Here is a 15,249-nt window from a genome sequence, read left to right as displayed (position 1 = left end):
TTCGACATAACAAATTGATAATGAACGTATTTATTTATAAACAACAGGTAATATATTGATTATCTACCTCTCATAATAATACTGTATATCTCAATTTATTCCTGATTGCGTAAGTTGTTTTCCCGATTTGATAAATGGCTTTCTCCGTTTAACATTTCCTTTGCACAAATATTCTCTGTCTGTGAAGCATTTCTACTTTTTCATTTTAGCATTAATATCCGTAAGCGTCTCTACTTTTGCCCAGAATGGGCATAAAGATACCACCAGCCAACTGGCTGAAGTAGTGGTAGATGGCAAAAGGAGCCTGAATAAAAAGGCTATTACTATAGGTAAATTGCCTGTAGCCTCGATAGATTTACCACAAAGCGTAACTGTTATCAACCAGGAAGTATTACGGGATCAGCAGGCACAACGCCTGAGTGATGTTGTGAAGAATATCAATGGAGTGTATATTTCTACCACCCGGGGTAGCACACAGGAAGCATTTTTTGCCCGTGGCTATTCATTTTCCAGCTTTAATATGTTTAAAAATGGCTCCCGTGTAAATTCAGGGGTAATGCCGGAAATGAGTTCGCTCGAAAGAGTGGAAGTATTAAAGGGAAGTGCTGCTATCTTATACGGGAATGTGGCTCCTGGTGGTATTCTGAACATGGTTAGCAAGCAACCTAAATTCGAAAGTGGTGGAGAAGTTTCCATCAGAACAGGTAGTTTTGATCTATTCAAGCCTGCCATAGATATTTATGGTCCTGTTTCTAAAAACATTGCCTATCGTGTAAATGGTACTTACGAAATGACTAACAGCTTTCGTAAAGAAGTTAGTTCGAAACGTTATTATATAAATCCTTCTATGTTGTTCAAACTGGGAGAACGTACCGAATTACTTGTGCAGGCAGATTATCTGAAACATGATTTTACTCCTGATTTTGGAATAGGTACATTAGGTAATACTATCATTCCGGATGTTCCCCGCTCCAGATTCATGGGTGTAAGCTGGCAGTATGCTCATACTCAACAGACTACATCTACTGTTACCTTGAAACACCAGTTAAATAACAACTGGTCTTTGAACGGAACAATCTCTTATCAGAATTATAACAGGGATTATTATTCCACCGAAAGAATACAGGCTTTGGCAGATGGCAAATTTAGACGCCCACTTGGAAGAACAAAGACTAATGAAGATTATTATATCGGGCAGATTGATCTGACAGGGAAATTTAAAACCGGAGTTTTCGAACATACCCTATTAGCAGGTGTGGATGCTGACAAGTATCTGACCGTGAACTATGCATATGATCAGCCTACAATGTATGATTCTATCAACATACTTGATTTAAATATGTACAAACAGCGTACAGATATTCCTGCTGCAAATATTACCAGAAGGGCAAATACATCTACCAACAGAGCAGGAGTATACGTACAGGATCTTATCCGCATCTCAAAGAAGTTTAATTTATTAGCCGGCATACGCTGGTCATATCTCGAAAATGGAGCTCCTGATACCTTCTATTTTAAAACAAATACACATATAATAGGAAAAGGTAAATATGATCAGGCATTCTCTCCCCGTTTTGGATTGGTATATAAACCATTGCCTGCTACTGCCATATTCATGAGTTATTCTAATTCATTCTTAGTGAACACAGGCGTAGGTGTAGATGGTGTACTGAACCCATCTATTATAGATCAATATGAACTTGGTGTAAAGAATGATTTCTATGAAGGATTACTTTCCACGAATGTGACACTATATCGTATAAAAAATAACAACTTTACTCAAACAGCTGCTTTCAAGGCTGATGGAACACAAAATTCCGATCCCAATCTCAAAGCTATGATTGGTGAAACGATAAGTGATGGGATTGAGGTAGATATCATGGGGCATCCGCTTCCGGGCCTTGACATTATAGCGGGTTACAGCTATAATAATATGCGTATCACAAAAACACCTGGTACAATTGGTAGTAATATTAAAGGTGAACGCCTGGTAGGTACTCCGGATCATACTGCTAATGCCAGTATTTTTTACACCTTTGCTACTACAAAATTAAAAGGCCTGAAAATAGGTGCTTCTGCTTATTATACTGGTCAGCGTTTTGGAGGATGGAATAATGTAGAGCCTGCAAAAAACACAACACCACCACCCTCCAGGCTGATCTCCGTAGCAGGTTTTGCAACAGCAGATCTTACTGCAGGGTATACTTATAATAAAATATCTCTCCTGGTGAAAGTATCTAATATTACCAATACAAAAAGTTATCTGGTGCATGAAAACTATAGTGTAAACCCTATTGCTCCAACAGCATTTGTGGCTACTATAGCATATAGATTTAAATAATCAGAATAATCTCATTCGGTAATCCCCCGGTTACTATAATACTGCAATACAATGCAGCATTATAATAACCGGGGGATTGTCCTTTTTATAAATATATTTCCTCTTTCGCCCTCTTTATACTTTCTCGAAATTGTACTTCCCTTTAATATGCCTGTTCAGAAATATACCTTTTGATTTCGCTGCTTTCATTCTGTTATAAACATACTCAGGCACATGCAGATAATCATATATCAGTCCTGATACAAAGGTTATCCGCAATATCTGTTTTACAGAATCATATTTCATATGTGCAACTACAGTAGAAGGCATTATAATATCTTCTATTGAAGAGACGCTACAATTATCATTCCCTTGTTGAGTGGCTTAATTATTACTATATGAATAAATATGATGTCTGGAAATCCTGACTTTAACGTGGTGCATCATTTTAGTCAGTTTAATGCGGAAAATGTCATAAAATATAGTGATCACCAATATACCCGCGGGCAAATAAAAAGTATAATATTTGAGGTGCAGAAAAGTATACCCACCAATTATTCCACCCATCAGGAAAAAGAATATGATCACCAGCCTGAGCATAATTTTCCTGCCAACAACAAATCTGTTTTTACGTGGTACAGAGATAACAGTATACAGATCAATTCCAAGATCAGTAAACATCCCCGTCAGATGTGTTGTTCGCACTACCGATCCGGATACAGTGGATACCAGTGCATTCTGCAATCCCATTGCAAATAAAAGGCTTCCCGCAAAATATTCTGTTTTGATAATAGACTGATCGTAGGTATATCCAAAAGTACCTATCAATATGAGGATCACTATTTCAATTATTATGGGTACTGTATGAGCATGCTTCCTGTTACGTCCTACTTTTCCAATACAAAAACTTGAGAAAAACGCACCGGCAAGGAATAATAACAACCATAATCCCACCATTCGTACAGATCGAAGATCGCCTGTGGCCAGCTTCTGTGCTAAAAGGGCCGCATGTCCCGTTACGTTTGTAGTAAGAACTGCAAATGCAAAAAAACCTGCTGCATTTACCATTCCCGCTGTTGAACATAAAAGTACAGCTATGCGTAAATTATGTTTATAATTTCTTCTTCTTCCTGTATGACGTAACATATTGTTTCAATCATTACCTTTTTACCCACATTTTTAATAGGAAATCTACTGTTGCATCCACAAGCTGGTAACTTGGAGGCACTTCATCTTCCAGACTATGATAGGTTACCAGGCGCGTACCACTTGGTCTATTGTCTAATGCCTTAAAAAGGTATCGTGAATAGTAGGTGTATAAACTGAAAGAATATTCTATCTGCTGATCAATATGATCTTCTTTGGCAAGGTTTTCAAAGAAGGCATTATAAAAGTAAAAACTATCATACGCATCAAGATCTACCTGCGTAAAATTTACGTTTATAAAATCCGCATTTCTTGTTTCCGTTAGTTCTTTTGCTGCAAGTGAATAATGGTATAACTCTTTCCGTTGCTCAATACCATGAAAAGATACGTCTGGAAAGAAATGGGCGCCAACAAGACAAAATTTACCTACTCCACTACCAATATCCAATACTTTTTTCTTTGGATCCTGCGCAAGGAACCGGGCAGCTTTCTTTGCTATTTCCAACGGTGTCCAATGTCGCTTCGATAACTTCTGTATTCTTTCAGGATATAACCAATCAAAGGCAGCATCATTTTCATACCATATTGGAATTGATACAATTTTCTCCATATTCTGACCAGGATATTTTTCTCCTGTGAAGGTAGTTCTACCTGCACTAAATTAAACTGATACTTTTCAATCAAAAAACTGAAAAAAATCAATTTTATCTCTGGTCATTTTCTCTATGAATTACAAATGAGGCATTTTATTTTTATACCACTCCCACCCAACACTCAGCAATGCAATTACTCCTAACACGAATAGCATCCACGGGGCATACTTTGTAATATTCTGTACCAGGTCAGTAACCAGGTTCGCCTTATCGGAGATCCGTTGCATCACCCATGCAGATGCTGCTATAGCGGCCAGAATTGCGCCCGCAATTCTCACATAGGGATAGACAGCTGTCCGACTTAACAAAATCAACCAGGGGGCTGTTAATACAATTACCAGTAACTGCATCAGTTCAATGCCTATATTAAAACCAAGAATACTTAGTCCCATACGGCCGGCATCCAGATCCAGATTTGCAAGTGTGCTGGCAAAAGCCATTCCGTGAATAAGTCCAAATCCCGCTGTTATCCAGGTTTCCCTACCGGAGAAGATAGGCCGTAATGCATGAATGGCAGATACCAGAATGGAAATAGCAATGAGAATTTCTACCGGTTGGCCGGGTAACCGTAGCCAGCCGCTTGCGCCTGCCAGCAAGGTAATAGAATGACCGATAGTGAAAGCTGTAACAACCTTCAACAGGCGGAGAGTACTATATTTTAAACCTCCAAAAGTACCCCAGCGTTTTTGTCTTACCAGCAAAGGGGCCGGCAATAGCAGTACCAGCAGGAAAAGCAGATGATCAGTACCTTCTGCAATATGTTGAATGCCTAATCCTACCATGCTTTTAAAGCCCCGCCAGAGGCTGCCGCCCGACTGGTTAATATGTAATGGCGGAATAGTCCAGTTAGGCACATCCAGCCGGATAACGCCTACTTCTGTTGGCTGTTCTCCATAATTACCATTTTCCCAATCCTGCCGGATAGATACCAGCGCTTTATGTGTTACCAGCTGATGAATGATCACATCATAATTCAGTGTGAAATCTTTGGTACTTGCACCCGCAGGAGGTTGCAACCAAAGATGCGCGGTGAGTTCCTGGTAAGGACCACTGGCGCTTTCTTCTACAGGTTGCACTTGCAGGTCGCGGACGGTTACTGTCCACCGGCGGCCATCCGGACTTACCGGATGAATATGTGCCAGAAGATATTCACGGAGTTGTGGTGAAAGCCGGGTAAGCAATGTATTGGTATGCTGATTCACATCATGCCCAAAGGCAAGTTGTAATTCGCTGAGCGGCAATTGCAATTCTGCGGTAACACCATCTGATTTAATATCAAGCAGCACAAATGAGTTAGGCATTGGATGCGCCAGAACTTTTCCGGGTAATATTATTAAAGCTGAAATCAGCCACCGGATAATAGTCCGGCGGCTGAAGTTGATTGAATATGGCATTGTTAAAATGTAAAACTGTTACCGTAATCTCTTGTATGATCACGCCAGATGCTGTGATAGTGTATCTGGCTTGGATATACCACCCCTGTCTGACAAACAAATTCAATCCATACACTTGGTCCGTCGATGCGTACATAATCTGCATTGGACGCAAGCGTGGCATTTCCAGAATAAGCAATATAAGTACTGCTTAATTCACTCTGGTAAGTAGCCAGCAGCGTTGCTGCCGTAGCATCATCAACATCCTGTACCCATGGTTTCATAGCCGCCAGTACAAGTAATTGTTGCGCACTGGTTAAAGAACTTACTGCAAGTCCAACTTTTGTAGAAGGAAACTGTCCGTCTTCGTTTGGCCCTAACAGTACGTCGCTAAAGGTGGTTGAAAGTTTTGCACTTGCAAGTTCCGTGGTACTTAAAGAAGCCAGCATAGCTGCCATAGTAGATTGTTCACTGGCAAGTGGTGCATAAGTAGTACCGCTGGTTGTCCAGCTTTTTGGTTCAATACCTTCAAATCTTGGTGTAGCGCCAACCACTGCTCCAGCTTTATACGTGATATTCACAGCCAGATGGTGACCACCAAATTGCAACTGCCAGGTACCTGTTGTAGAAGGAGTACCAAGGAATGCAATGAAATAAATACCGGATGAATATGAGCTGCCGCCACTGGCTGTTTTCAGCACATCATCTGCAGCCATAATCTGTGTAATTTCACTATATCCCTCATCGGTAACAGTACCGCTCGCAGCAGCTACAACGGCCAGTGCAGCAGTGATCTGAGCAGAAGTCAGATTTGTGAACTGCAAACCATTACGACAACTGGAACCACATGGAAGATTTGACCATTTGATAGCAGTAGTTTGCGAATACCCTGGTAATAATGTGGAAAGTTGAGAAGAAGAAAGTGTTGCTTCAAATGCTTCTGCCAGGCACACTACTTTAGCTGGAGTATTTGCGGCAGAACTACAATCCGCAGTAACTGCAGCAGAATCTACTGTCAGTGAAAGACTGCAACTTTGTCCGCCCAGGCTGATTGCAAATGCCGCCGTACCATATGAAGTGGGCGTACCAGCAATAGTGTAAGTCAGACTACCAGCTCCACTGGCCAAGGTGCCTGCTTGTAAAGTAGCTGTTAAACCTGTTACTCCTGTGGAAGAAATAGCAGAACCGGCTGAGTAAGTAGCTCCGTTTCCTCCAGTATAGGGAACAGTTGCGGTTCCACTATAAACAGTTCCATTTACGGCAGTAGTAGAAAAGGTAGCTCCGGAACAAGTGAGCGCTGTAATAACAACACTGGTACTGCTATCTGTACTGTCTTTTTTGCTACACGCAAAAAGTAATAAAATTACTAACGTGGAGATGGACATCCCACAAAAAATCGTTCGCTTTTTCATGCTATTGGTTTAAAGGATTCAATAAGGGTATATCATCATAAACCAGAATTTATGGTCGGGGTTTAATACCGGAGGTGCGGATTGGGGCGAATAAGGAATATTCGAGGGTGAATTCTGTAATTATTTTTCGGAGCTGGGATAACTATTTCCGGAACGACTGAAAAAACAGGTTTTCATAACTATTGCCAAGTGGTACTTTATGTCCTGCTACAAAGATGATCTTATTGCGTACATTATCAATATGCCTGAGCGAAACAATATAAGAGCGGTGTACGCGGATAAATAAGGTAGCGGGTAATTTTTCGAGCAATGCCTTCATTGTCATTCTTGAAACGACCGGATTCTGATCCTTTACATAAATTTTCAGGTAATTATCATATCCTTCTATTAAGAGGATATCGTTCATTGGTATTTGCATCAAACTATAATCAACGCGCAATACTAAGTTCTGCTCTTTGGGAATATTTAACTGCAAATGTTTTTCCGCTTTTGCTATAGCTTGTTGAAAACGCAGAAAAGTAAATGGCTTCAGAAGATAATCTACGGCATTCAATGTATAACTTTCTACGGCATATTCACTGTAGGAAGTTGTGAAGATGACCATTGCCTTTTGCGGAATAGATTTGTAAAACTTTATTCCTGACAATGAAGGCATATTGATATCGAGAAATAACAGGTCTACCGGAAATTGCTCCAGGTATTTCAAAGCTTCTATTGTTCCGGTAAATGTTTTTTCCAGGACGATGGTATCCAGTCTCCCGCAAAAAGTGCTGATTACTTCCAATGCAGGAGGTTCATCATCCAATGCTATTGCCTTTATCTGATAAGCCATCAGGGACAATATAGTAAATCTTTCCGGGGCAGTAATGAATATATTGATTTACCATTCATCTTAGCGCAAATTCTTGCCGGTATTTCCGGTATAATTCCTGTGCCACAGCAATACTTTTCCCCTTTGGATAAACAGGAAAAACTTTCTGTTCATTCACCCATTTCCATTCCCATCCACTGATCCTTTTGTTGAATCCGTTGAAGTCAGGAGGTGTTCCCGATCTCAGTGAAAGTTGCAGCATATGAAAGAACTGCTGCCAGCGCTGGCTGTAAAAATCATTCAGCAGGCCGCTCCATTGCCGGTTGGAATATTCATGTAATGGACTATTTGCATCTCCCCATAATGTGATAAGATCACGGGCATTGCGCTCATACAATGCCTTTTCTTCATTAGTATTTCCCCATTTCCTGGCATCTGATAACCACGGTCCCAGCATAAAATCCTTTCTTGTTGTTAGTAGCCTGTCCATATCACTGATCAGGGCAATAAACTGCCTGCTATATGTTAAAAATGCAATGCTGTCTCTGTTAAGGAAAGCATTTACCCATTTGCGTTGTAATGGCTGTGCGTAGTTGGCCAGTGCCTGTCTTGTTATATCAACTACGTCATACCGGAATCCGTCTGTCCCCTCCCCTTTGGCGGATGCTTTTATAAACAGATCCCATGCTGGTAAAAGTTCTTCCGGATTATAATTCAGCTTTGTACGCGTCCATTCAGTCGTTGAATCCAATGTGGGTCTGCCGGTGATGATGGACTCTGCTCCGTCCCTGATCAACTGTCCATTGTAAACAGTCCGCCTTAATATCTGCCATGCTTTTATGAGGTCTTTATCATTGCTCCCATAACGGTTAAGCACATATTTTGACAACCAATCATCCAGTAATATGGGATCCGGCTGCCAGGTATGCTGCATCATCAGTTCGTACATTACAGGATTCTGTTCTATGGCCTCCATAGTTAAGCCAATGCCACTCAAACGCTTTGATGCAGTGTCTTTTAATGCCAGTGCAGGATCAGCAGCTACTCCGTCCATTCGTCCAAACAGGTTTACATTTCCGCCAAAGTTGTTAAGCATATTCCAGATCCAGGGCTTACCATAAAAGGCGGCTGTTCTTTTCCATACAGGCTCGATTTCAGCTGCAAGATCCAGCAGGATCATCTTATCGTCTGGAACCGCATTCAACAGTGCAGCTATCTGCGGACTACCCCAGAACTTACGGTCACTATAAAATAACCATCCCTGCATTACCCAAACAGCGGCGGTATCTGCCTGCTTCATGCCATCATAAATTCTTGCACTCAGCTTTGATAAAAAAAGAGAATCATTTGATGGAGGTTCATTTTCATTAAAAGTATCGGCAGAATACAAATGGTCTGTACCATATAGTTTCGTCTGCACTTCCAGGAACTTCTTACCTATCAGTGCAAACTGAGGATCTTCTGAATCAAGAATATAAGTATCTGCAAAACCATTTTTCCAATTGGTTGCTTTTAATTTTGCAGCTGGAAACTTTTCTTTAAATGCGGGCGGTACATGTCCTGTAAATGCGGGCAATACTGGTTTCATTCCCAGGTCTCTTGCACGTTGCAGGATTTTTAACTGCAATGCTGCATGACTTTTTATCCAACTGAGGGGTAAGGGACCACCCCAGCCATCCAGATTTCCCATCCAGAACCAGGCAGTGTAAGCAGGGCCGCTGAAAAACCCCGCCAGTTCCTGATCGGTGAATCCCATTTCCTTATACACCAGATACCATGTATATTCCTCTCCTGTGATAGCCAGTGGCATATTGATGCCATGCAATGCCATCCAGTCAATCTCTTTTTCCCAACGTTCCCAATCCCACCAGCTCATGCTATAATTGAAGGTGCAGTAGTTGAGGTAATACCGGTATTCATACGGTGTTTTACGCTGTATCTTCTCTTTTACTACAGGCAGTTTTGCAGGCAAATGCAGGTTCGTACCGTTCCATGTAATCTGACAGTGGCAATATTCATCCAGGTAATAATACAATGCTGAAGCGATTGCTGTTCCGTTATTTCCACGCAGGATAATTTTATCATTCCTGCTCTCTATTTCAAAAATATCTTTCTGTTCCGGTAAAGCTTCTACTATAAACGATGTTTTCTTATCCGGTACTATCCTGCCTATAAGATCATATGCTGCGGTTGTTTTCAGCTGGGCATATGTATGAATACCTGAAAATATAAAAAGTATACAGAGTAATTTCTTCATCCTGATAATTATTAATTTCCGGAAACCTGAATAATGGTTCCATGTGATTAAGCCTTTGGTGCGTACAGCAGAATTTTATGTTTGAAAAGAATATGGCTTTGAGATGATGTGTAACTTTAAATTACAAAATCTCAAAGCCATGAATCTTAGAGTTCTATTATCAATATCCCGGATTCTGTATTAGTGCCGGGTTCAACTGCATAGCAGTAGTTGGAATAGGGAATATGCGATGACGGATATCAGCATCTGTTTTGAAACCCCATTTATCCTCAAATTTGCCAAAACGGATCATATCGTTCCTGTGCCAGCATTCCCAAACAAGTTCTCTGCATCTCTCAGAAAAAACATCATCCAGTGTAACGCTACCTAATGCAGCAGAAGTTGTTCTTTCCGCTCTTAATTCATTCACCAGAGAAAGTGCCGTTTGTCCCATAGTAGGCACACCACCCCGCAGTATTGCCTCTGCTTTCATGAGAAGAATATCTGAATAGCGAAGAAGAGGAATATCATTCTTCTGATTCCTGTTAAGTGAAGTAGCATCAGGATAGAATTTGATATTACGATATCCCATATTCCAGGCTATTTCATCATTTCCTGCATCAAACGATGCCACATCCTGGCGAAGCGTAACTTCCGGTTTTATATCAATCTGATAAGTATAAGGTTCAGCTCCATCAGCACCGGAATAAAACTGGTCGTATCCTTTTTTGGTAGTGGTAACAGTGGCTGGTGTAACACCGTCTGCAAGGAATTGTGGACCTGTAAGCCACTGGCCGTTGCGTACATCATTCGGATCGTTAAAGTTGGCGTAAAATTCCGGCAGCGTACATATAGCCGCATCCGGAGTAAACGGTAAACCAAATTTTTGAACCAGTCCGCGGGGCACATCATATCGTGCATGCAGGTTCTGCGCTCTATATACGAACGTACTTGTCCAGGAAGGATCAAAAGGTATAGCAAAAATGAATTCCTTCATTTGTGGTCCGTTATTGGGATAGAACATTTGCAGATAGGTACTGGCAGGTTCCAGTGAATATAAACCGGATTTTATAACATTATCGCAGGCGCTGATACAATCATCATTACGTTGTGTACCTGTATATACTTCGGCATTCAGATACATTTTAGCCAGTAAAGCATATGCCATCCATTTATTTGCCCGTCCATATGTAGATACACCACTTGCCGGATTAAGATCAGGGATGCAGGCTTTTATTTCATTTTCTATGAATGTAAATACCTGTGCTCTCGCAACATTGGGCTTAGCAGTAAAATCTCCGCTCACAGTATCAATTGGTACATTACCAAAATTATCCATCATCATAAAGTAAGCCAGTGCGCGGATCATTTTCAGTTCTGCCAGTGTGGTTTTCTTTGTAGCGCCTTCAGGCATATTACCCTGCAGAATTGAAACCGACTGGTTAACAGTACCTATAATTGTGGAGCACCAGTTCCATTGCTCATTCACTTTGGCATGATCTCTTGTCCAGGTATGATAATGTAACTGTTGAAATTCAGCTCCATTATACCAGTTACCACCTTTGGCTGGAAAGATGGCTTCATCTGTGGTTAATGTTTCAAGAAAAAAATATTCTACAGAAATATTCCCCCTTAATGCCACATAAGCCGGGCCTGCGGCTGAATTAAACTGTGCACTATCGTTCGGAAAAACATCCGATGTCAGTTCAGATTTGATTGGCACATCCAACTTATAACAGGCACTTAAAATACACAACAGCACCGGAACGTATATATATTGAGTTATCTTTTTCATACTGCTTTTTTTAAGAGATTCGATTAGAATGACACATTAACACCAAACAGGAACGTGCGCGTTTTAGGATAAAAGTTATTGTAATCAACTCCCGGTGCAATTCCGCCCTGGTTTACTTCAGGGTCTGTACCTTTAAAGCTGGTAATTACAAAAAGATTGTTCGCTGTTGCATACACCCTTACATTTTTAATGTACGGACCCAGATTCTTAAAATTGTATGCAAGCGTTGCATTATCAAATCTCACATAACTACCACTTTCAACAAAACGGGAGGAATACAGGTAAGCATTATAATCTGCTACACTTTCGCCTGCGGCATCTTTTAATATATTAGTATACTGCGCTGTGTTTGGCCGGAAAAGATCTGCCCGTGTGGCATTAAATATTTTGTTACCGAATACGCCTCTTAAGAAGATACTAAGATCAAAATTCTTATAGTGAAAACTGTTAGACCATCCCATTAATAATTTAGGCTGGGAATTACCGATATAGTGATAATCCGTACCAATGGCAGGTGTTGTTGTCAGTTTACCATCTCCCCCTATATATTGTGATACGCCGTTAGCATCTTTTCCTGCATAGATCAGTGAGAAGAATTGCCCTAAAGGCTTGCCTTCTTTTAAGATCTCTAAAGAATGACTTGACTGACCAAGACCTTCCGGGAATGCCAGCAGGATAGAGTCTCCTCCGGAGAACAATGGATTAGATAAACTTGTGATCTCATTCTTATTATGTGCGAGATTGATACTGCTGGTCCAACTGAAGTTTTTATTATCTATCACTGTAGCATTCAAACTCAATTCAATTCCTTTATTACTCATACTTCCTCCATTGGCAACAATAGTACCTGCGGGAACAAGAATAGGATCTACCTTATAGGAATAAATCATGCCGGTAGTTTTCTTATTATATACATCTACCGAACCACTTAGTTTACCTTTCAAAACAGTAAAGTCTACGCCTATATTAGCGGTGCTGGTTTTTTCCCATTGCAGATTTGGATTGGCAGCCTGAATAGGGCCACTGGCTGCAATAGCCGATCCATTATAATAGTATACACCCTGTGTACCTGAAATGAACCTTGCTGTGTATGCATTAAAACCTGTAGCATTACCGGTAACACCATAACTTGCTCTGAGTTTCAGATCGGTAAATACTGCCTGGTTCTTCATGAACTCTTCCTGAATAATTCTCCATGCTACCCCTACTGATGGGAAATAACCCCATTGGTGATTTTCTCCGAATACAGAACTCCCATCTCTTCTCAAAGATGCCTGCAAGAGATACTTTTCATTATAACCATAATTTAACCTGGCAAAATTGGAGATCAGCCTGTTTTCCTGGTAAACGCCATCTGGTCCAAATCCAATCTGGAATCCGGAAACTGCATATGGGTTACTTAATGCGAGGTTGGTATACCCTATGTTGTCAACGGGAAAGTTACTGGTAGTTACCTGGAAGCCTTCGCCTACTTTATTATTCTGCCATGAATATCCTAATACAAGATTTACAGCATGTAATTTGAAATTCCTGTTCCAGGTAAGAAAGGTTTCCAGGATCTTGCTGGTGTTCTGATAAGAATTTCTTGTTGCCTGTCCGTTTGCGCCAAAGGTTTGCGGATTATGAAATCCCAGTCCAGGATTGGGATTATCATACATGCTGTTATAATTGGTGGTGAAGTATTTATTGTAGAATTCACCATGCATTGAAGTAAAGCCGATATAAGATAAATTCAGGTCATAGGTAAGTCCGAATGGTAATTTTACCTGTGTATTAAAACTTCCAACCAGATTATTATATTTATCATTCATCTGGCTGTTATTGATCATCGATAAAGGATTATAATAACCTTGTGACGTAAAATTCTCAAAATAGCTGCCGTCTGCATTTTTAATTGGAGAAACCGGCAAGTGAAGTGCTGATTGCAGCAATACTACATTACGGTAAGGGATATCATTGGCATTGCTATTTGAGTTAGTTACATTCAAACCAAAGCGTACTTTATCATTCAACGCATATTGTTCTACACTAAGCCGGGCAATAACACGTTCCAGATCACTGTTTAAAAGGATACCTTCTTTTTTGGTATAATTCAAACTTGCGGCATAAGTACCATGATCGCCACCGCCACTGAAGGAAATATTGTGATTATGAGATATTGCCTGATTTCGCTGGATGGAACTCTGCCAGTTTGTATTTGCACTTTTATCATCAGCCGGAGAAAACGACTGGCCATTTTTAGTAAGGAAGTTTCTTAATTCACCGGCATCCATCATATCCAGCTTATTTGACACTTTTTCTATACCAACATAACCGCTGTAGGAAACCTGTGTTTGTCCCTTTTTCCCCTTTTTGGTTGTTACCATAATAACTCCATTGGCGGCACGGTTACCATATATGGCGGTAGCTGCGGCATCTTTCAGTACATCGATAGATGCAACATCATCTGGTGCTATGGCAGAAATGTCTACTCCCGGTACTCCATCGATCACATAAAACGGACCCTGGGAACTGTTGAGGGTGGAGGCTCCACGTAATACAACAGTAGCTACAGCATTAGGGTCGCCACTGGCTGAAATATTCAGTCCGGGTACTTTCCCCTGCAATAACTGCCCTACGTCAGTAATGGCGCCTTTATTAAGATCTTCTGCCTTTACCGTATTTACGGCACTGATCAAACTTTTGCGGGATTGTTTTCCATATCCAACCACTACCACATCACCTAATCCTATTGATGAGGATGTAAGTGTAACTGCTATGCTGTTCCGGCCATTTACCGGTAACTCCTTTGGCTGATAACCGAGATAGCTGAATATAAGTATTGCATTCTCATCTATTCCGGTTAGCTGATATTCTCCGTTTGCGTTAGTCTGCGCCCCTTTAGATGTTCCTTTTACCTGAACAGATACTCCGGGAAGGGGATTACCCTTCTCATCAGTTACCCTGCCGGAAACAGTCATATTCAGCACCGCTGCCTCCACTTTAATATCCGCATGTTGCCTGGCTGTAACAATGATCGTTTTATTTACGATCTGATAAGTAAAAGGCTGGTCTTTAAAGATGATATCCAGCACATAAGGCAGATCTGCATTATCTATCCGGATACTTACATTCTTTGCATTATTCAGTAAATCCAGTTTGTAAAAGAATTTGTAACCGGTCTTTACCTTTATCTCTTTCAGTACCTCCACCAGTGGCCGGTCTTTTAGAGATAAGCTCAGCTTTTGTGCATATCCCGCTGCATTTACCTGCAAACAGGCGATTGTGAGCAAAATGACAATCATTTTCATAATAAGGAGCGTTTTTCGTTGCCGGAAACGAAATGTTTCAATGAGATGGGCAACGCTGCCACATTTAATTCTGGTTGAATAAAGCCAATTTACAGGCATGGCTTTTACATCATCATGCAATTGCATAGATTTGCAGTGTTTGGGTGAGCGATAATTGATCTTCGGTAGATTTTTTTGTCACCTGCAAAACCCAGGCATTACAGGGGCGGCCTC

At 40.8% G+C, this 15,249-nt stretch carries 10 protein-coding genes; 1 reads left to right on the top strand and 9 read right to left on the bottom strand.

From position 1 onward, the window contains the following. The first annotated feature begins 181 nt into the window (after positions 1-181). Entirely contained in the window at positions 182-2,341 is a 2,160-nt protein-coding gene (locus BM176_RS27660; protein ID WP_255373597.1) for a TonB-dependent siderophore receptor, read from the top strand. A 114-nt stretch (positions 2,342-2,455) separates the two neighbouring features. Here BM176_RS27660 and BM176_RS27655 read toward each other — a convergent pair whose 3' ends face one another. The 9 genes from BM176_RS27655 to BM176_RS27610 form a co-directional block, all read right to left on the bottom strand. Further along, complete coding sequence (locus BM176_RS27655; RefSeq protein WP_090107647.1) at positions 2,456-2,650, bottom strand: KTSC domain-containing protein; 195 nt, start codon at positions 2,648-2,650, stop codon at positions 2,456-2,458. 54 nt (positions 2,651-2,704) lie between these two features. Beyond that, positions 2,705-3,466: a YoaK family protein gene (locus BM176_RS27650; RefSeq protein ID WP_090107646.1), complete on the bottom strand. Its 762-nt coding sequence runs from the start codon at positions 3,464-3,466 to the stop codon at positions 2,705-2,707. A gap of 13 nt (positions 3,467-3,479) precedes the next feature. Beyond that, on the bottom strand, positions 3,480-4,076 hold the full coding sequence (locus tag BM176_RS27645) for a class I SAM-dependent methyltransferase (RefSeq protein ID WP_143097941.1): 597 nt from the start codon (positions 4,074-4,076) through the stop codon (positions 3,480-3,482). Positions 4,077-4,196: 120 nt separating this feature from the next. Then, on the bottom strand, positions 4,197-5,513 hold the full coding sequence (locus tag BM176_RS27635) for a HupE/UreJ family protein (protein ID WP_218162295.1): 1,317 nt from the start codon (positions 5,511-5,513) through the stop codon (positions 4,197-4,199). 2 nt (positions 5,514-5,515) lie between these two features. Then, complete coding sequence (locus tag BM176_RS27630) at positions 5,516-6,904, bottom strand: DUF3500 domain-containing protein (protein ID WP_218162294.1); 1,389 nt, start codon at positions 6,902-6,904, stop codon at positions 5,516-5,518. Positions 6,905-7,046: 142 nt separating this feature from the next. After that, positions 7,047-7,736 carry a LytR/AlgR family response regulator transcription factor gene (locus BM176_RS27625; protein ID WP_090107642.1) on the bottom strand — a complete coding sequence of 230 codons (690 nt, stop codon included), beginning with the start codon at positions 7,734-7,736 and terminating at the stop codon, positions 7,047-7,049. 55 nt (positions 7,737-7,791) lie between these two features. Beyond that, complete coding sequence (locus BM176_RS27620; RefSeq protein ID WP_090107641.1) at positions 7,792-9,972, bottom strand: alpha-N-acetylglucosaminidase; 2,181 nt, start codon at positions 9,970-9,972, stop codon at positions 7,792-7,794. A 160-nt stretch (positions 9,973-10,132) separates the two neighbouring features. Next, positions 10,133-11,746 carry a RagB/SusD family nutrient uptake outer membrane protein gene (locus BM176_RS27615; RefSeq protein WP_090107640.1) on the bottom strand — a complete coding sequence of 538 codons (1,614 nt, stop codon included), beginning with the start codon at positions 11,744-11,746 and terminating at the stop codon, positions 10,133-10,135. Positions 11,747-11,769: 23 nt separating this feature from the next. Next, complete coding sequence (locus BM176_RS27610; protein ID WP_090107795.1) at positions 11,770-15,036, bottom strand: TonB-dependent receptor; 3,267 nt, start codon at positions 15,034-15,036, stop codon at positions 11,770-11,772. Positions 15,037-15,249 lie beyond the last annotated feature (213 nt).

It is taken from the genome of Chitinophaga sp. CF118 (assembly GCF_900112615.1).
Lineage (GTDB): Bacteria > Bacteroidota > Bacteroidia > Chitinophagales > Chitinophagaceae > Chitinophaga.
Note: the sequence above shows the minus strand (reverse complement) of the source record. Positions and strands in the feature narration are given on the sequence as shown.

Bases quoted from the DNA above. Each gene is read 5' to 3' on its own strand.
- BM176_RS27655 (WP_090107647.1), bottom strand. From the start codon at position 2,650: ATGCCTTCTACTGTAGTTGCACATATGAAATATGATTCTGTAAAACAG.
- BM176_RS27650 (WP_090107646.1), bottom strand. From the start codon at position 3,466: ATGTTACGTCATACAGGAAGAAGAAGAAATTATAAACATAATTTACGC.
- BM176_RS27645 (WP_143097941.1), bottom strand. From the start codon at position 4,076: ATGGAGAAAATTGTATCAATTCCAATATGGTATGAAAATGATGCTGCC.
- BM176_RS27635 (WP_218162295.1), bottom strand. From the start codon at position 5,513: ATGCCATATTCAATCAACTTCAGCCGCCGGACTATTATCCGGTGGCTG.
- BM176_RS27630 (WP_218162294.1), bottom strand. From the start codon at position 6,904: ATGAAAAAGCGAACGATTTTTTGTGGGATGTCCATCTCCACGTTAGTA.
- BM176_RS27625 (WP_090107642.1), bottom strand. From the start codon at position 7,736: ATGGCTTATCAGATAAAGGCAATAGCATTGGATGATGAACCTCCTGCA.
- BM176_RS27620 (WP_090107641.1), bottom strand. From the start codon at position 9,972: ATGAAGAAATTACTCTGTATACTTTTTATATTTTCAGGTATTCATACA.
- BM176_RS27615 (WP_090107640.1), bottom strand. From the start codon at position 11,746: ATGAAAAAGATAACTCAATATATATACGTTCCGGTGCTGTTGTGTATT.
- BM176_RS27610 (WP_090107795.1), bottom strand. From the start codon at position 15,036: ATGAAAATGATTGTCATTTTGCTCACAATCGCCTGTTTGCAGGTAAAT.